The sequence below is a fragment of the Mycobacterium sp. URHB0044 genome (assembly GCF_000620625.1).
In the GTDB taxonomy this organism is placed as follows: domain Bacteria; phylum Actinomycetota; class Actinomycetes; order Mycobacteriales; family Mycobacteriaceae; genus Mycobacterium.
On record NZ_JIAW01000014.1, the window covers coordinates 84941 to 104145 of the forward strand.

The following is a 19205-nucleotide window of genomic DNA, read 5'->3' on the forward strand; positions in this document are numbered from 1 at the left end:
TCTGGACTACGTGTGTTTAGTGCTCGTGCGTGCGGTCTGCCGGTCGACGCAGCCCCTTGTGGAATCCGTCAATACCGACGTGGTCGATGGTACGGATGTGACTGGTGCTTCTAGAGTGACGATGCGGAATCGTGAGCGAATTGCGACCTGCCGCGGGGCGGTTGTCACATTGCGGCGGGCCGCCCGACGCATTCGGGCCCCAGCACCCGAGTCGGATACCCTTGCTGCCGATGACAGCTCCTTCAGCCGGCCCCTTTGACCTCTTCGTCGTCGGTTCCGGGTTCTTCGGTCTGACGATCGCCGAGCGCGTGGCGACACAGCTCAACAAGCGCGTCCTCGTCGTCGACCGCCGCCCGCACATCGGCGGCAACGCGTACTCCGAGGCGGAGCCGCAGACCGGCATCGAAGTGCACAAATACGGCGCCCACCTGTTCCACACGTCCAACAAGCGGGTGTGGGACTACGTCCGACAGTTCACCGAGTTCACCGGATACCAGCACCGCGTGTACGCGATGCACGACGGCCAGGCCTACCAGTTCCCGATGGGGTTGGGGTTGGTGTCGCAGTTCTTCGGCCGCTACTTCACCCCCGACGAAGCCAGGGCGCTGATCGCCGAGCAGGCCGCCGAGATCGACACCTCTGACGCGCAGAACCTCGAAGAGAAGGCCATCTCCCTGATTGGGCGGCCGCTGTACGAGGCATTCGTCAAGGGGTACACCGCCAAGCAGTGGCAGACCGACCCCAAGGAACTGCCCGCGGCGAACATCGCCCGGCTGCCGGTGCGCTACACGTTCGACAACCGGTACTTCAACGACACCTACGAGGGCCTGCCTGCGGACGGGTACACCGCGTGGCTGGAGAACATGGCCTCCGACGAGCGCATCGAGGTGCGGCTCGACACCGACTGGTTCGACGTGCGGGACGGGTTGCGCAAGACGAGCCCGTCGGCTCCGGTTGTTTATACCGGGCCGCTGGACCGCTACTTCGACTACGCCGAGGGACGGCTGGGCTGGCGCACGCTGGACTTCGAACTCGAAGTACTGCCCACCGGCGACTACCAGGGCACCCCGGTCATGAACTACAACGACCCCGATGTGCCCTACACGCGCATCCACGAGTTCCGGCACTTCCATCCGGAGCGGGCGTACCCGACGGACCAGACCGTGATCATGCGGGAGTTCTCCCGGTTCGCCGACGACGAGGACGAGCCCTACTATCCGATCAACACCGAAGCCGACCGGGCGTTGCTCGCGACGTACCGGGCCAGGGCCAGGGCGGAGACGGCGTCGGCCAAGGTGCTGTTCGGCGGTCGGCTCGGCACCTACCAGTACCTCGACATGCACATGGCGATCGCCAGTGCGCTGAACATGTACGACAACACCCTGGCGCCGCACCTCGTCGATGGTGCGCCGCTTGCCCAAGACGAAAGTGGCCCAGCATGAGCGACATTCCGTCCGGCGCGTTGAGCGCCGGGCAGACCCGCGCGGTCAGCTTGCTGTCGCGCGTCATCCTCCCGCGTCCCGGTGAACCGCTGGACGTCCGCAAGCTGTACATCGAGGAATCCGAAACCAACGCCCGGCGTGCGCATCCGCCGACCCGCACCAGCCTGGAGATCGGCGCGGAATCCGAGGTGTCGTTCGCGACGTACTTCAACGCGTTCCCGGCGAGCTACTGGCGACGCTGGTCGATCCTCGAGTCCGTGGTGCTGCGCGTCGAGCTCACCGGCACGGCCCGCGTCGATGTCTACCGCTCCAAGGCCACCGGCGCCAGGATCACGGTCGGGGGAGCACCGGTATCCAGCGGTGACACGACCGAACCCGCCTTTGTCGAGTTCGAGATCGGCCTCGACTCATTCGAAGACGGCGGCTGGATCTGGTTCGACATCACGACCGACACCAAGGTCACCGTGCACAGCGCGGGTTGGTACGCGCCCGTGTCGCCGCCAAGCCGGGCCAGCATCGCAGTGGGCATCCCGACGTTCAACCGGCCGTCGGACTGCGTCAACGCACTGGCCACCCTCACGTCGGATCCCTTGGTGGACGAGGTGATTGGCGCGGTCATCGTGTCGGACCAGGGCACCAAGAAGGCCGTCGACTACCCGGGCTTCGCGGAAGCCGCTGCCCCGCTTGGCAACCGGTTGACGATCCACAACCAGCCCAACCTCGGTGGGTCCGGCGGCTACAGCCGGGTGATGTACGAGGCGCTGAAGAACACCGACTGCGAACAGATCCTGTTCATGGACGACGACATCCGCATCGAGCCGGACTCGATCCTGCGGGCGTTGGCGATGAATCGCTTCGCCAAGTCGCCAACGCTCGTCGGCGGTCAGATGCTCAACCTGCAGGAGCCGTCGCACCTGCACGTCATGGGCGAGATCGTCGACCAAGAGAACTTCATGTGGACCAACGCGATCAACACGGAGTACGACCACAACTTCGCGAAGTATCCGCTCAACGACGAAGAGAATCCGAAAAGCAAGCTGCTGCACCGTCGCATCGACGTCGACTACAACGGCTGGTGGATGTGCATGATCCCGCGCCAGGTCGCCGAGGAGCTCGGTCAGCCCCTGCCGCTGTTCATCAAGTGGGACGACGCCGACTACGGCCTGCGCGCCGCCGAGCACGGATACGGCACCGTCACCCTGCCCGGCACCGCGATCTGGCACATGGCGTGGAGCGACAAGGACGACGCGATCGACTGGCAGGCCTACTTCCACCTCCGCAACCGGCTGGTGGTCGCGGCCATGCACTGGGACGGCCCGATCCGCGGACTGGTCGCCAGCCACATGAAGGCGACTATCAAACACCTTCTCTGCCTTGAATATTCGACCGTTGCCATCCAGAACAAGGCGATGGACGACTTCCTGGCCGGACCCGAGCACATCTTCTCGATCCTCGAGTCCGCGCTGCCCGACGTGCGGCGGATGCGTGAGGACTTCCCCGACGCAGTCGTACTGCCCAGCGCGACGGTGCTTCCGCCGCCGTCGGACAAGCGACGCAAGAAGGTGAAGATCCCGACCAACCCGCCTGCCATCGCGGTGCGCCTCGCGCGCGGTGTCAGCCACCAGTTGAAGCAGCACGACCCCGAGCATCATCGGCGTCCACAGATCAACGTGGCGACGCAGGACGCCCGTTGGTTCTCGCTGTGCGTCGTCGACGGCGTCACCGTCACCACCGCCGACGGTCGCGGCGTGGTGTACCGGCAGCGTGACCGCGCGAAGATGTTCGAACTGCTGCGCGAGTCGACGCGAAGGCAGCTGCGCCTGGCCCGCAAGTTCAATCGGATGCGCAAGGTCTACCGCGAAGCGCTGCCCGTGCTGACGAGCAAGCAGAAGTGGGAGACCGTCCTGCTTCCCGGGGCCTCACAGGCTTCGCGAAGATGAACCCTGCCGACACCGGGGCCCCGCGGGGTGAGGACGCAGTGCTGGTCGCCGTCCAGCAGGGGATCGCCGGTCGGCCAGGAGTGTTGAGCGGTGCCCGCGCCCTTTCGCACTTCGGCGAACACAGCGCAGGATGGGTGGCCATCTCGCTGCTGGGCGCGCTGCTGGTACCGCAGCGCAGGCGGGTGTGGTTGGCCGCCGGTGGCGGTGCGTTCCTGGCGCATGCGAGCGCGGTGGTGATCAAGCGGATCGTGAGGCGCGAGCGCCCGCACCATCCGGCGATCGCCGTGAACGTCGGCACGCCGAGCAGGTTGAGCTTCCCGTCCGCGCACGCCACCTCGACCACCGCCGCGTCCATCCTGCTGGCCCGCGCGACCGGACTGCCCCTGCCGTGGCTGCTCGTGCCGCCGATGGCGTTGTCCCGCTTGGTGCTTGGCGTGCACTACCCGACCGACGTCGTGACCGGTGTTGCGGTCGGTGCGGTCGTCGCGAAGGTCGTGGATGCCATCCGGGTCGAAGGAGACGGGAAGCGATGACTGAGGAAGCCGTGTCGGTGGCCGGTCCGCCGAAGAACCTGGCCACCGGCATCATCAAGGCATTGCGACCACGGCAGTGGGTGAAGAACCTGCTGGTCCTCGTCGCGCCGCTGTTCGCCCTCGGCGGCAACGTCGAGTACGACTACCGGCACGTGGTGATCAACGTCGGCATCGCCTTCGTCGCGTTCAGCTTCGCCGCCTCGTCGATCTATCTCATCAACGATGCTCGCGACGTCGCGGCTGACCGCGAGCACCCCACCAAGAGGTTCCGCCCGATCGCCGCCGGCGTGGTCCCCGTAGGACTGGCCTACGGGCTCGCCGCGGCGCTGGCCGTCACCGCGCTGGTCATCTCCTGGTTCACCACACCGAACCTGGCACTCGTGATCGCGATCTACATCGCGATTCAGCTGGCCTACTGCTTCGGGCTCAAACATCAAGCGGTGCTGGACATCTGCATCGTGTCGTCGGGCTTCCTGATCCGCGCCATCGCCGGCGGCGCGGCCGCGGACATCCCGCTGTCACAGTGGTTCCTGCTCGTCATGGCCTTCGGTTCACTGTTCATGGCAGCCGGAAAGCGTTACGCCGAGCTCCAACTCGCCGAGCGCACCGGTGCCAAGATCCGCAAGTCGCTGGAGAGTTACACCAGCACCTATCTGCGGTTCGTCTGGACGTTGTCGGCGACCGCCGTGGTGGTGTGTTACGGACTGTGGGCGTTCGAGCGCGACCGCATCACCGACGGGTCCTGGTTCGCCGTGTCGATGATCCCGTTCACCATCGCGATCCTGCGCTACGCCGTCGACGTCGACGGCGGCATGGCGGGTGAGCCCGAGGAGATCGTGCTGCGCGACCGCGTGCTGCAGCTGCTCGGCGTGGCGTTGATCGGAACCATTGGTGCCGCCGTCTACTTCAGCTGAGCGCATTCGTCTACGCCCGGCCGCGTGGCCGGCGTTCCCCTACGACGTCTCGGTCCGGATCAGCCTCTGGCTGAGCGTGCTGGTGACGGCAGGGTTGTTCGGCTGGGGCGCCTGGCAGCGCCGGTGGATCGCCGACGACGGTTTGATCGTGCTGCGCACCGTGCGAAACCTGCTGGCGGGCAACGGTCCGGTGTTCAACAAGGGCGAGCGGGTGGAGGCCAACACGTCCACGGTGTGGACGTACCTGGTCACCCTCGGCGGGTGGATCGGCGGCTCGACGCAACTCGAGTACGTCGTGCTGACACTGGCATTGACGCTCAGCGTGCTCGGCATCGTGTTCGCCATGCTCGGCACCGGCAGGCTGTACGCGCCGGGGCTGCGTGGGCGGCGGGCGCTGTTGCTGCCCGCAGGGGCGGTGGTCTACATCGCTATTCCGCCTGCCCGTGACTTCGCCACCTCCGGTCTCGAAAACGGTTTGGTACTGGCCTATCTCGGCCTGCTGTGGTGGATGATGGTGTGCTGGTCGCAGGCGCTGCGCCAACCCGTCGTCCCGGGTGGCGGGCCGGAGCAGAACGCGGTCAGCCGCGCCTTCGACGGATGGCTGGCCTTCGTCGCGGGCCTGAGCGTCCTGGTGCGACCCGAGCTGGCGCTGATCGGCGGGCTGGCGCTGGTGATGATGCTCGTCGCCGCGCGCGGCTGGCACCGGCGGCTGCTCATCGTGGTGGCCGGCGGTCTGCTGCCGGTGGTGTACCAGGTGTTCCGGATGGGTTACTACGGACTGCTGGTGCCCGGTACGGCCATCGCCAAGGACGCGACGGGTTCGAAGTGGGAACAGGGCTTCGCGTACCTGACCAACTTCAACAAGCCCTACATGCTGTGGGCGCCGGTGATGCTGCTCGCGGCGATCGGGTTGGTGCTGTTCGCGTCGAGGACGATGCCGTGGTGGACGCGCCACCAGATTCCGCGCGGCTACGGCAGGCTCGCGCGGACCGTCCAAAGTCCGCCTGCCGTCATCCTTTTCATGCTCTTCAGTGGTTTGGTGCAGGGCATCTACTGGGTCCGGCAGGGCGGCGACTTCATGCACGGCAGGGTGCTGCTGACCCCGCTCTTCTGCCTGCTGATGCCGGTCGCGGTCATACCCATCGTGTTGCCCGACGGCAGCAGGATCGGCCGGGCGACCGGCTACGCGCTGGCCGGCGCCACCAGCGTGATCTGGTTGGCCGTCACCGGCTGGTCGGTGTGGGCGGCGAATTCACCGGGGATGGGGGCGGACGCCACCCGGGTCACCTACACCGGGATCGTCGACGAGCGCCGCTTCTACGCGCAGGCGACCGGCCACGCGCATCCCCTCACTGCGGCAGACTATTTGGACTATCCGCGGATGCGCGCGGTGCTGACCGCCATCGACAACACACCCGACGGGGCATTGCTGCTGCCGTCCGGCAACTACGACCAGTGGGACGTCGTTCCTGCCATTCCTCCGCCGCCGCCACCGCCAGGTGCACCTCCGGTGAAGGACCAGATCGGGCCCCACACGGTGTTCTTCACCAACCTCGGCATGCTCGGCATGAACGTCGGACTCGACGTCAGGGTCGTCGACCAGATCGGCTTGGCCAACCCATTGGCCGCGCACACGGCGCGGCTCGAGGACGGCCGGATTGGTCACGACAAGAACCTGTTCCCGGACTGGGCCGTCGCCGAGGGGCCGTTCTTGAAGGAATATCCGTTCATCCCTTCGTATCTCGACGAGGACTGGATCGCCCAGGCGGAGGTCGCGCTGAAGTGCCCGGCAACCGACGCGATGCTCAACGCCGTGCGCGGTCCGATGGGCCCGCGCCGGTTCCTGTCGAACTTCCTGCACGCCGCGCAGTTGACCCAGTACCGCATCGACCGCGTACCGCTCTACGAGCTGGCCCGATGCGGTCTCCAGCCACCTCCTTCGAAGGGCGTTCCGTACACCGGGCTGCCCGCGACGGGGCCGTGAGCGACGTCTCGACGATTTGTCCGGTGCTCAGGTCTTCTGCTTTGGTTATGCCCTGGGTAACGGTTTCGCCATGTTGAGGCGATAAGCAGTCAGTTGACTCACCGCCTGCCACGACGCCGTGCGCCGGACACGAGAAATTGGATGGTCAGAGCAGTAGATGGGTAGGACTTTGCGTTTCGCCGCCGTGGGACGGGCGACCCGACGCCTGTCGGCGGGATTGGCCCTCGCATTGGCACTTCCCGCGTTGACGGTCCTCGGCGACGTCACCGGCGGCACCCCGAGCGCGGCGGCGTTCTCCCGCGAGGGTCTGCCCGTCGAGTACCTCGACGTCTACTCCGCGGCGATGGGCCGGATCGTCCACGTCCAGTACCAGCCCGCCTCTGGAGCCGCCCCCGGCGCGAGCCCGACCAAGGCCGTTTACCTGCTGGACGGCCTGCGCGCCCAGGACGACTTCAACGGCTGGGACATCAACACCGCCGCCTTCGAGTGGTTCTTCGACTCGGGCGTCGCGGTGGTGATGCCGGTCGGCGGGCAGTCCAGCTTCTACACCGACTGGTACTCGCCGTCGAGCTTCAACGACCAGCCCTATACATATAAGTGGGAAACCTTCCTCACGGCCGAGCTGCCGCAGTGGCTGGCCGCCAACAAGCACGTCTCACCCACCGGCAACGGGGTCGTCGGCCTGTCGATGGCCGGTGGTGCCGCGCTGACCCTCTCGGCGTATCACCCTGCTCAGTTCAGATATGCGGCGTCGCTGTCGGGCTTCCTGAATCCGTCCACGCTCTTCATGAAACAGGCCATCCGCGTCGCGATGCTGGATGCCGGTGGATACAACGTCGACGACATGTGGGGCCCACCGTGGGATCCCGCGTGGAAGCGCAACGATCCGGTCCAGCAGGTCGCCAGAATCGTCGGCAACGGCACGCGACTGTGGATTTACTGCGCCCCGGGCGGCGGCCCCATCGACGAGAACGTCGACCCAGGTCAGTCGTTCAACGCAAACAGCTTGGAATCACTGGCCATTGGCAGCAACAAACGATTTCAGGAGAAGTACGTCGCGGCAGGTGGCACCAACGCCACCTTCCAATTCCCACCCGCTGGGAACCATTCGTGGGCTTACTGGGGTGCGCAATTGCAAGCCCTCAAGCCCGACCTGATCGCCACCCTCAATGGCTGAGCGGCGACCAGGGATGTCACATCCACGACATGAGGGATCGCACACAGGTGTGGTTCACTACATGGGCACGCAGCAGGTCTGCCGTGCGGCATACGACAGATTGGATATGTAGAAGCATGAGTTTCGTTGGAAAGTTGGCGCGCCGTCTCGCGGTCGCGGCTGTAGCAACTGCCGCCCTGCCCGGACTGATCGGCGTCGTCGGCGGCTCGGCGACTGCTGGCGCGTTTTCCCGGCCCGGTTTGCCGGTCGAGTACCTTTCGGTGCCGTCCGCTGGCATGGGCCATGACATCAAGATCCAGTTCCAGAGCGGCGGCCCGAACTCTCCGGCCGTGTACCTGCTGGACGGCCTGCGTGCGCAGGATGACTTCAACGGCTGGGACATCAACACCCCGGCGTTCGAGTGGTACCTCAACTCCGGCCTTTCGGTCGTCATGCCGGTCGGCGGCCAGTCCAGCTTCTACAGCGACTGGTACAAGCCGGCGTGCGGCAAGGGCGGCGCCTGCCAGACCTACAAGTGGGAGACGTTCCTCACATCGGAGCTCCCCGCCTACCTGGCTGCGAACAACGGCGTCGACTCGAGTCGGACCGCCGCGGTTGGTCTGTCGATGGCCGGCTCCGCCGCGTTGACGCTCTCGATCTACCACCCGGGCCAGTTCCAGTACGCAGCATCGCTTTCGGGCTTCCTGAACCTGTCCGAGGGCTGGTGGCCCATGCTGGTCGGCATCTCGATGGGCGACGCGGGCGGCTTCAAGTCCGAGGACATGTGGGGCCCGTCGAGCGACCCGGCGTGGAAGCGCAACGACCCGATGGTCAACATGGCAACGCTGGTCAGCAACGGCACCCGCCTCTGGGTGTACTGCGGTGACGGCACCCCGTCGGATCTCGACGCGGGCACCAGCTCGGGCAACCTGTTCAACGCGAAGTTCCTCGAGGGCTTCACCCTGCGGACGAACAAGACCTTCCAGCAGAACTACATCGCCGCGGGCGGCAAGAACGCCGTGTTCAACTTCCCGCAGAACGGCACGCACAGCTGGGGCTACTGGGGCTCGCAGCTTCAGCAGATGAAGCCCGACATCCAGCGGGTGCTTGGCGCTACGCCGACGGCGTAACGACCAGAACGACTAAGGCGGCGGCGATCCCTTCGGGGGTCGCCGCCGTCGTTCGTTTCGCGCGCGGCCCGTCGCGGTGATGTGGTTCACTTCTTTGCGGCGGGGCAGCCAAACGACGTGAGGTGGCGTAGATGCGTGGGTTCTTGCGAGCGATCGTGACCGTGGTGCTGGCCGCGGGGCTGTGGTCGGCTTCGCCGGTCTCGGCGACGGCGGAAGGCGTCGAGTACCTGATGGTGCCCTCGGGCGCCATGGGACGCGACATCCCGGTGGCGTTCCAGGCCGGTGGACCGCACGCGGTGATCCTGCTCGACGCGTTCAACGCGGGTGACCCGGTGAGCAACTGGGTGACGGCGGGCAACGCGATGAACACCTTCGCGGGCAAGGGCGTCTCCGTTGCCGCCCCTGCCAGCGGCGCATGGAGCCTGTACACCAACTGGGAGCAGGACGGCGGTCGCCAGTGGGAGACCTTCCTGTCCAGCGAGCTGCCGGACTGGCTGGCGGCCAACAAGGGCCTCGCACCCGGCGGCCACGGCATCGTCGGCGCCGCGCAGGGCGGCACCGGCGCCTTGATGATGGCGGCGTTCCACCCCGACCGGTACCGCTACGCCGGGTCGATGTCGGGCTTCCTCACCCCGTCGCAGACCGCGTTGAACGGCGCCATCACGGCGGGCCTGGCGCAGTGGGGCGGGGTGGACACCCGCAACATGTGGGGTTTGCCACAACTCGGCCGCTGGAAGTGGCACGACCCCGACGTGCACGTGCAACTGCTCGCCGACAACAACACGCGGCTGTGGGTCTTCAGCCCCTCGACGCTGGAGTGCAGTGATCCCGCAGCGATGATCGGCTACTGCGATCAGGCGCAGGGCAGCAACCGAACCTTCTATCAGCACTACCGCGCAGTCGGCGGCCACAACGGCCACTTCGACTTCCCGACGGCCGGTAACCATGACTGGTCGAGCTGGGGTCCGCAGCTGGCCGCGCTGTCCGGCGACCTCGCTGCTGCGATCAAGTAGGCCGGCGCTGGCAAAGACCACGACGGTGCTGCGGCGACCAGCCGGTACCTTGGAGACGTGCGATACGAGGTAGGGCCGGCAGCCGGTCCGGCAAAGGGGCTGCCCCGTTACCGCACCCTAGGCACGGTCGCGTGTGCGGCGTTGCTGGTAAGCGGTTGCGGGATGAGCGACAGCATGCTCGCCACCATCGGGGTGGCGACATCGGAGACCGCTCCCGCGGGGTCCGGTGCGCAACCCATCGCGCAGCCGCCGGGACAGGGCGACGGTCCGGCCGAGGCCCTGCACGCGACGCCTCGCCAACGCGGCTACCTCGATGCGCTCACCGCTGCGGGCGTGCAACCGTCCAGCGAACTGCTGGCGCTGAGCATCGGCTCGTACGTGTGCCAGGCCAAGGCTGCGGAACAGAGCGACCAGGCGGTGTGGGACTTCGTGCTGCCGATGGTGCGCGGCGACGTCCGCGACGCCCACGGCAGCTCGCAGGCCCCACCGGTGGGTGAGGTCAACTCCGCCACCGCCGACTACATTCGCATCGCCACCGAACGACTCTGCTAGCAGGAGAACATGCCGACCACCCGACGCAAGCGTCACCGCATCCTCGCCCTGGCTGCCGCCGGGGCCGTCGCCGTGCTGGTGGCCGTCGTGGTCGCCGCGGTGGTGGTCTGGCTGCGGCAGCCCGAAACGCCGCCGTCCGCGGTGCCGCCCATCGCCAGTCCCCCGACGGCCGTCCCGCCGACCAGCGGGCAGCGCAAGCCGCGTCCGGAGTTCCAGAGTGCGGACTGCCCCGACGTCCAGTTGATGTCGATCCCCGGCACGTGGGAGTCCTCGCCGCAGCTCGACCCGCTGAATCCGACGCAGTTCCCGATTGCGCTGCTGCTCAACGTGACCAACCCGCTGCGTGACGCCTTCGACAGTGGTCGCCTCGCGCAGTTCACGGTTCCGTACACCGCGCAGTTCCACAATCCGTTCTCGGCGGACAAGCAGATGTCGTACAACGACAGCCGCGCCGAGGGCACCCGCGCCGCGATCGCCGAGCTGACGGCGATGAACGAGCGCTGCCCCCTGACCAGTTACGTGATCATCGGCTTCTCGCAGGGTGCGGTGATCGCCGGCGACATCGCCAGCGACATCGGCAATGGCCGCGGCCCCATCGACGAGGATCTGGTGCTCGGTGTGACGTTGATCGCCGACGGCCGCAGGCAGGACTCCGTCGGCCAGGACGTCGGCCCGAACCCGGACGGGCAGGGCGCCGAGATCACGCTGGCCGAGGTGCCCACCCTGTCGTCGCTCGGGCTTTCGATGACGGGACCGCGCCCCGGCGGATTCGGCACGCTGAATGACCGCACCAACGAGATCTGCGCGCGGGGCGACCTGATCTGCGCCGCACCGACATCGGCGTTCTCGATCATCAACCTGCCGAAGACGCTTGAGACGCTCAGTGGTGGCGCGGGCGCGCCGGTGCACGCGTTGTACAACACCCCGGAGTTCTGGAACCTGGACGGCAAGACCGCCCCGCAGTGGACGTTGTCGTGGGCGCAAGGCGTGATCGAGAACGCGCCTCACCCGAAACACGGTTGAGTAAAGATCCCGCCAAGGATTTGGCCTGTGCGGGGCGCTCACCTAACATTAAGAGAAACGTAAGAGTAGGGTTCGGCATCGGCCCGAGGGAACCCGATCAGACGCCGTGTGAGGCATCCAGAGAGTGTCTGACCAGTGATCCCGGGGCCGATGGCTACATCCCGGTACGATTCTCGGGGTTTGGCGTATGTGACGGCCGAACGACAGCGCGTCGGCCGGATACTCCGTGCGGAGCGAACCGTGACGATGTGCATTGACAGGAGAGTGAAATGGGATTCCACAATCCGTTCCTAAAGGACGGACTCCTCAGGTTTCCCGACAACGGCAGCGTGGTGCGCCACGTCGAGAAGTGGGCGAAGGTGCGCGGCGACAAGCTCGCCTACCGGTTCCTCGACTTCTCGATCGAGCGCGACGGTGTCGAGCGCGATCTGAACTGGGCGAACTTCAGCATCCGGAACAAGGCCGTCGCGGCCCGGTTGCAGCAGGTGACCGAGCCGAACGATCGGGTCGCGATCCTCTGCCCGCAGAACCTGGAGTACATGGTCGCCTTCTTCGGCGCGCTCTACTCCGGCCGCATCGCGGTGCCGTTGTTCGACCCGTCCGAGCCCGGGCACGTCGGCCGGCTGCACGCGGTGCTCGACGACTGCGAGCCGACGGCGATCCTGACCACCACCGACGCCGCCGAGGGCGTCCGCAAGTTCTTCCGCAGCCGCCCGGCCAACCAGCGCCCGCGTGTCATCGCCGTGGACGCCGTGCCCGACGAGGTCGGCGCCACGTGGCAACACGTCGACATCAGCACCGACACCATCGCCTACCTGCAGTACACCTCCGGCTCGACGCGCATCCCGACCGGCGTGCAGATCACTCACCTCAACCTGGCCACGAACGTCGTTCAGGTCATCGAGGCGCTCGACGGCGAGGAGGGCGACCGCGGGGTCTCCTGGTTGCCGTTCTTCCACGACATGGGTCTGATCACCGCACTGGTGGCGCCGATGATCGGCCACTATGTCACGTTCATGACGCCCGCGGCATTCGTGCGCAGGCCGGGCCGCTGGATCCGCGAGATGGCCCGCAAGCCCGGCGACATCGGTGGCGTCATCTCGGTGGCACCCAACTTCGCGTTCGATCACGCCGCCGCGCGTGGCCTCCCCAAGGACGGCGAACCGCCACTGGACCTGTCCAACGTCAAGGCGGTGCTCAACGGCAGCGAGCCGATCTCGGCCGCGACCGTGCGCCGGTTCAACGAGGCGTTCAACCCGTACGGTTTCAAGCCGGTGGCACTCAAGCCGTCCTACGGCCTCGCCGAGGCGACGCTGTTCGTCTCGACCACCCCGGCCAACGAGCCGCCGAAGATCATCTCGGTGGATCGCGACGAGCTGAACAACCACCGCTTCGTCGAGGTGCCCGACGATTCGCCGAAGGCCGTCGCTCAGGCGTCGGCTGGCAAGGTCGGCATCGCCGAGTGGGCCACCATCGTCGACGCCGAGTCGGCCAGCGAGCTGCCCGACGGGCAGATCGGCGAGATCTGGATCAGCGGCCAGAACATGGGCACCGGCTACTGGGGCAAGCCCGACGAAACCCGCGAGACGTTCCAGAACATCCTCAAGTCGCGGACCAATCCGTCCCACGCCGAAGGCGCGACGGACGACGCGACGTGGGTGCGCACCGGCGACTACGGCGCCTTCTACCAAGGCGACCTGTACATCACCGGGCGCGTCAAGGACCTGGTGATCATCGACGGCCGCAACCACTATCCGCAGGATCTGGAGTACTCCGCGCAGGAGGCCAGCCGTGCGCTGCGGACCGGGTTCGTCGCCGCGTTCTCGGTGCCGGCAAACCAGCTGCCCGACGAGGTGTTCGACAACGCCCACGCGGGCCTCAAGCGCGACCCTGACGACTCCAGCGAGCAGTTGGTAATCGTCGCCGAGCGTGCGCCAGGCGCACACAAGATGGACCTGACTCCGGTGGTGGACGACATCCGGGCGGCCATCGCCGTCCGGCACGGCGTGACCGTGCGCGACGTCCTGCTCACGCCTGCGGGGGCCATCCCACGCACGTCGAGCGGAAAGATCGGCCGGCGCGCATGCCGTTCGGCCTACCTCGATGGGTCGCTGCGCACCGGCAAGGTCGCCAACGCGTTCCCCGATCAAGCGGACTGACCGCGATCCAAGCCGCGCAGCGGCGAAAGTGAGCAGTGAAGATGACTGACGCCGAGAACGATTCGCCAGAGGCAGGCCAGAGCCAGCCACGCACCGACCTCACCGTGCCCGAGATGCGGGAGTGGCTGCGCAAGTGGATCGCCAATGCCACGGGGCAGTCGCCGGATTCGATCAACGAGTCCACGCCGATGGTCGAGCTCGGCTTGTCGTCGCGTGATGCGGTCGCAATGGCCAGCGACATCGAGGACCTCACCGGTGTGACGCTGACGGCCACCGTCGCGTTCCGGCATCCGACCATCGAGTCGCTTGCCACCGTGATCGTCGAGGGCGAGCCGGAACTCGAGGGCGGCGAATTCACCGAAGAGGACTGGTCGCGCACCAAGGACGTCGACGACATTGCGATCATCGGCATCGGCACCCGCTTTCCCGGTGACCTCAACACCCCCGACGAGATGTGGCAGGCCCTGCTCGAGGGTCGCGACGCCATCACCGACCTGCCGGAGGGCCGCTGGGAGGAGTTCCTCAACGAGCCGCGTCTCGCCGAGCGGGTCGCGCGGGCGCGTACCCGCGGCGGCTACCTGAGCGACATCAAGGGTTTCGACGCCGAGTTCTTCGCGCTGTCGAAGATGGAAGCCGACAACATCGATCCGCAGCAGCGGATGGCGCTCGAGCTGGCGTGGGAAGCGTTGGAGAACGCCCGCATCCCCGCCTCGGCCCTGCGCGGCAGCAGTGTCGGCGTGTACATCGGCAGTTCCGTCAACGACTACATGTTCATGTCGGTCGCCGACCCGACCACCGCACACCCCTACGCGATCACGGGCAACTCCAGCGCGGTCATCGCCAACCGGGTGTCGTACTTCTACGACTTCCGCGGGCCGTCGATGTCGATCGACACCGCGTGCTCGTCGTCGTTGGTCGCCGTGCACGAGGGCGTCAAGGCGCTGCGCGCAGGTGACGCCGACGTGGTGCTCGCCGGTGGCGTCAACGCACTCATCACTCCGTTGGTCACCATCGGGTTCGACGAGGTCGGTGGCGTTTTGGCGCCCGACGGCCGGATCAAGTCGTTCTCCAAGGACGCCGACGGTTACGCCCGCTCCGAGGGCGGCGGCATGGTGGTGCTCAAGCGCGTCGCCGACGCCCGGCGCGACGGTGACGACATCATCGCCGTCATCGCGGGCAGCGCGGTCAACCACGACGGCCGGTCCAACGGCCTGCTGGCGCCCAACCCGGACGCCCAGGCCGACGTGCTGCGCAAGGCCTACAAGGATGCAGGCATCGACCCGCGCAACGTCGACTACGTCGAAGCGCACGGCACGGGCACCATCCTCGGTGACCCGATCGAGGCCGATGCGCTGGGCCGGGTGATCGGCAAGGGCAGGCCCGCCGACAAGCCCGCACTGCTGGGCGCGGTGAAATCCAATGTGGGACACCTGGAGTCGGCCGCCGGTGCGGCGAGCCTGGCGAAGGTGGCGCTGTCGCTGCGCAACGACAAGCTGCCGCCGTCGATCAACTACACCGGGCCCAACCCCTACATCGACTTCGAGTCCATCCGGATCAAGGTCAACGACACGGTGAGCGACTGGCCGCGCTACAGCGGCCACGCCATCGCAGGCGTGTCCGGCTTCGGCTTCGGTGGCGCCAACGCCCACCTCGTCGTGCGCGAAGTGTTGCCTTCCGATCTCGTCGAGCCGGAACCCGAACCGGAGCAGGTCGCCGAGAAGCCGGCCGCGGCCGATGCCGACGCGGTGTACGTCGGCGGGGTCCGGATGGACGAGTACGGCGAATTCATCGACGACGACGAACCCGACCACGTGGCTGCCGCGGACGACTCGGAGCCGGAGCTGCCCGGTCTGACCGACGAGGCGCTGCGCCTGCTGGAGATTGCGCGCGAGGAGCTCGCGGCCGAAGAGGCCGAGAACTCGACCAAACCCCTTGTTCCGCTGGCTGTTTCGGGATTCCTTACCTCCCGCAAGCGCTCCACGGCTGCCGAGCTCGCCGACTGGATGGAAAGCCAGGAGGGTCAGGCGGCGTCGCTGGAGTCGATCGGCCGGTCGCTGTCGAGGCGCAACCACGGCCGCTCCCGCGCGGTGGTGCTGGCCCACGACCACGACGAGGCGATCAAGGGTCTGCGGGCGCTGGCCGAGGGCAAGCAGAGCCCGCTGGTGCTGTCCGCCGACGGCCCGGTCAGCAACGGACCGGTGTGGGTGTTGGCCGGATTCGGTGCGCAGCACCGCAAGATGGGCAAGAGCCTGTACCTGCGCGACGAGATCTTCGCCGAGTGGATCAACAAGGTCGACGCCCTGGTTCAGGACGAGCTCGGCTACTCGGTGGTCGAGCTGATCCTCGACGATTCGAAGGACTACGGCATCGAGACCACGCAGGTCACGATCTTCGCCATCCAGGTCGCGCTCGGCGAACTGCTCAAGGCGCACGGCGCGAAACCCGCTGCGGTGGTTGGCCAGTCGCTCGGTGAGGCGGCGGCCGCGTACTTCGCCGGTGGCCTCTCGCTGGCCGACGCCACCCGCACCATCTGCTCGCGCTCGCACCTGATGGGCGAGGGCGAGGCCATGCTGTTCGGCGAGTACATCCGGCTGATGGCGCTCGTCGAGTACTCCGCCGACGAGATCAAGACGGTCTTCTCGGACTTCCCCGATCTCGAGGTGTGCGTGTATGCCGCCCCGAACCAGACGGTGATCGGCGGCCCGCCCGAGCAGGTCGACGCGATCATCGCCCGCGCGGAATCCGAGGGGAAGTTCGCCCGCAAGTTCCAGACCAAGGGCGCCAGTCACACCCAGCAGATGGATCCGCTGCTCGGTGAACTGGCCGCCGAGCTGCAGGGCATCGAGCCGCAGCCGCTGAAGATCGCCTACTTCTCCACCGTCCACGAGGGTGGCTTCATCCGGCCCGGTGGTGAGCCGATCCACGACGTCGACTACTGGAAGAAGGGCCTGCGGCACAGCGTGTACTTCACGCACGGCATCCGCAACGCCGTCGACAACGGCCACACCACCTTCCTCGAGTTGGCGCCAAACCCCGTGGCGCTCATGCAGGTTGGCCTGACCACGGCCGCTGCCGGCCTGCATGACGCGCAGCTCGTCGCCACGCTGGCGCGCAAGCAGGACGAAGTCGACTCGATGGCCAACGCCATGGCTCAGCTGTTCGTGCACGGTCACGACCTCGACTTCCGCACCCTGTTCACCAGGGGCGACTACGCGGCCATCCCGCCGACCCGCTTCCGGCGCAAGCCGCACTGGCTCGACGTGCGGTTCTCCGGTGACGGTTCCTCGCTCATCCCCGGTTCGCACGTCGCGATGCCCGACGGAAAGCACGTGTGGGAGTACGCACCGCGCGGCGCGACCGACCTCGCGGCGTTGGTGAAAGCCGCTGCCACGCAGGTCATTCCGGACGCCAAGCTCACGGCCTTCGAGCAGCGCGCCGTTCCGGCCGACGATTCCCGCCTGGTGACCACGCTGGCCCGCCACCCCGGCGGCGCGACGGTGCAGGTGCACGCCCGCATCGACGAGTCCTTCACGTTGGTGTACGACGCCATCGTCACCCGCGCCGGGCAAGCGACTGCACTGCCGACGGCCGTCGGTGCCGGTGCGGCCGTGACCCAGGCGGCGCCGGTCGAGCTGGCTCCCGTCGAGGAGGAGGACGACGCGGCCATCCTGAGTGACAACCTCACTGCCGGTGCGGGTCTCGCGGCCGGCTTCGCGAAGTGGTCACCCGATTCCGGCGAAACGATCGCGCAGCGACTCGGCGCCATCGTCGGCGGGGCCATGGGCTACGAGCCCGAGGACCTGCCGTGGGAGGTGCCGCTGATCGAGCTCGGCCTGGACTCGCTGATGGCGGTGCGGATCAAGAACCGCGTCGAGTACGACTTCGACCTGCCGCCCATCCAGCTGACCGCCGTTCGCGATGCGAACCTGTACGCCGTCGAGAAGCTGATCGCGTACGCCATCGAGCACCGCGACGAGGTGCAGGAGCTGGCCGAGGTCCAGAAGACGCAGACCGACGAGGAGATCGCCGCGGCCCAGGCCGAGCTGATGGGCGGTGCCACCACGGTGGCCGAGCTCGAGGAGCGGCTCGCCGAGAAGATGGCGGAAGCGGCCCCCGAGTCGTCCACTGAGGCACCCGCCGCGGATCTCGAGATCCCGCCGCCGCCTACCGATCCCAGCGGACCGCCGCAGGCTGAGCCAGCGAAGCCGAGCGCGACGGCGGCTGCCGCCGCGGCCAAGGTGCTCACCCAGGAGGCCGTCACCGAGGCGCTCGGCGCCGACGTCCCCCCGCGTGATGCGGCCGAGCGCGTCACCTTCGCCACCTGGGCGATCGTGACCGGCAAGTCGCCCGGCGGCATCTTCAACCCGCTGCCGTCCATCGACGACGATGCGGCGCAGAAGATGGCGCAGCGGCTGTCCGAGCGCGCCGAGGGCACCATCACCGTCGAGAACGTGACATCGGCCAAGACCATCGAGGAACTGGCCACCCACGTCCGCAACCAGCTCGAGGACGGCGTGGTGGACGGGTTCGTGCGCACCCTGCGTGCGGCGCCCGAGGGCTCGAATCCTGTGCCGCTGTTCGTGTTCCATCCGGCGGGCGGGTCCACGGTGGTTTACGAGCCGCTGATCAAGCGGCTGCCCGCAGACGTCCCGGTGTACGGCATCGAGCGGGTCGAGGGCGCCATCGAGGAGCGGGCCGCCGAATACGTGCCCAAACTGCTGGAACTGCACGACGGTCCATTCGTGCTGGTTGGCTGGTCACTCGGTGGTGCGCTGGCCTACGCCTGCGCGATCGGTCTCAAGCGTGCCGGCGCCGATGTGCGGTTCGTCGGTCTCATCGACCTCGCGCTGCCCGGCGAGCCGATCGATCAGTCGAAGGAGGGGATGCGGGCCCGCTGGGACCGCTACGCCCTGTTCGCCCAGCGCACCTTCAACGTCGACATTCCCGAGATCCCCTATGAGGAACTGGAGAAGCTCGACGACGAGGGCCAGGTGAAGTTCGTGCTGGACGCCGTCGCGCAGAGCGGCGTGCAGGTCCCGGGCGGGATCATCGAGCACCAGCGCACCTCGTACCTGGACCAGCGGGCGCTGGCCACCATCGAGGTCCAGCCGTACGACGGGCACGTCACGCTGTATCTGGCCGACCGGTACCACGATGACGCCATCGTCTTCGAGCCGGCGTACGCCACCCGCAAGCCCGACGGCGGTTGGGGCGAATTCGTCTCCGACCTCGAGGTGGTGCACATCGGGGGCGAGCACATCCAGGCCATCGACGAGCCGTACATTGCGAAGGTCGGCGCCCACATGAGCGAGGCAATCACCCGCATCGAAGCGGAAACGGACGAGAAGGTTAAGTAGGC

General features: G+C 67.3%; 12 protein-coding genes. All 12 read left to right on the plus strand.

Features of this window, described 5'->3' with window-relative positions; all coding sequences use genetic code 11:
- The first annotated feature begins 230 nt into the window (after positions 1–230).
- The 12 genes from glf to pks13 all read left to right on the plus strand — a co-directional run bounded on the left by glf (position 231) and on the right by pks13 (position 19203).
- Complete coding sequence (glf, locus tag N536_RS0125400) at positions 231–1442, plus strand: UDP-galactopyranose mutase (protein WP_036437587.1); 1212 nt, start codon at positions 231–233, stop codon at positions 1440–1442.
- Positions 1439–3382 carry a glycosyltransferase gene (locus tag N536_RS0125405; RefSeq protein WP_029116200.1) on the plus strand — a complete coding sequence of 648 codons (1944 nt, stop codon included), beginning with the start codon at positions 1439–1441 and terminating at the stop codon, positions 3380–3382. The genes glf and N536_RS0125405 overlap by 4 nt, the downstream gene beginning before the upstream one ends.
- Positions 3379–3915 carry a phosphatase PAP2 family protein gene (locus N536_RS0125410; protein ID WP_029116201.1) on the plus strand — a complete coding sequence of 179 codons (537 nt, stop codon included), beginning with the start codon at positions 3379–3381 and terminating at the stop codon, positions 3913–3915. The genes N536_RS0125405 and N536_RS0125410 overlap by 4 nt, the downstream gene beginning before the upstream one ends.
- Positions 3912–4829, plus strand: a complete 918-nt coding sequence (locus tag N536_RS0125415) for a decaprenyl-phosphate phosphoribosyltransferase (protein ID WP_029116202.1) — start codon at positions 3912–3914, stop codon at positions 4827–4829. Before N536_RS0125410 ends, N536_RS0125415 begins: the two co-directional genes overlap by 4 nt.
- On the plus strand, positions 4807–6813 hold the full coding sequence (gene zomB / locus N536_RS0125420; protein WP_029116203.1) for a flagellar motor control protein ZomB: 2007 nt from the start codon (positions 4807–4809) through the stop codon (positions 6811–6813). Before N536_RS0125415 ends, zomB begins: the two co-directional genes overlap by 23 nt.
- Before the next feature lie 157 nt (positions 6814–6970).
- Positions 6971–7990, plus strand: a complete 1020-nt coding sequence (locus N536_RS0125425) for an alpha/beta hydrolase family protein (RefSeq protein ID WP_051574758.1) — start codon at positions 6971–6973, stop codon at positions 7988–7990.
- A gap of 116 nt (positions 7991–8106) precedes the next feature.
- The gene (locus N536_RS0125430; protein ID WP_029116205.1) at positions 8107–9099 is read left to right on the plus strand and encodes an esterase family protein; all 993 of its coding nucleotides are present in this window, start codon (positions 8107–8109) and stop codon (positions 9097–9099) included.
- 131 nt (positions 9100–9230) lie between these two features.
- Positions 9231–10112: an alpha/beta hydrolase-fold protein gene (locus tag N536_RS0125435; RefSeq protein WP_029116206.1), complete on the plus strand. Its 882-nt coding sequence runs from the start codon at positions 9231–9233 to the stop codon at positions 10110–10112.
- A 162-nt stretch (positions 10113–10274) separates the two neighbouring features.
- The gene (locus N536_RS0125440) at positions 10275–10664 is read left to right on the plus strand and encodes a DUF732 domain-containing protein (protein ID WP_197040227.1); all 390 of its coding nucleotides are present in this window, start codon (positions 10275–10277) and stop codon (positions 10662–10664) included.
- Between the two features lie 9 nt (positions 10665–10673).
- Complete coding sequence (locus tag N536_RS0125445; RefSeq protein ID WP_029116208.1) at positions 10674–11687, plus strand: cutinase family protein; 1014 nt, start codon at positions 10674–10676, stop codon at positions 11685–11687.
- Positions 11688–11956: 269 nt separating this feature from the next.
- A complete protein-coding gene (fadD32, locus tag N536_RS0125450; protein ID WP_029116209.1) occupies positions 11957–13846 on the plus strand; it encodes a long-chain-fatty-acid--AMP ligase FadD32 in 1890 nt (629 codons plus the stop codon).
- 41 nt (positions 13847–13887) lie between these two features.
- Positions 13888–19203, plus strand: a complete 5316-nt coding sequence (gene pks13, locus N536_RS0125455) for a polyketide synthase Pks13 (RefSeq protein ID WP_029116210.1) — start codon at positions 13888–13890, stop codon at positions 19201–19203.
- Positions 19204–19205: the final 2 nt, after the last annotated feature.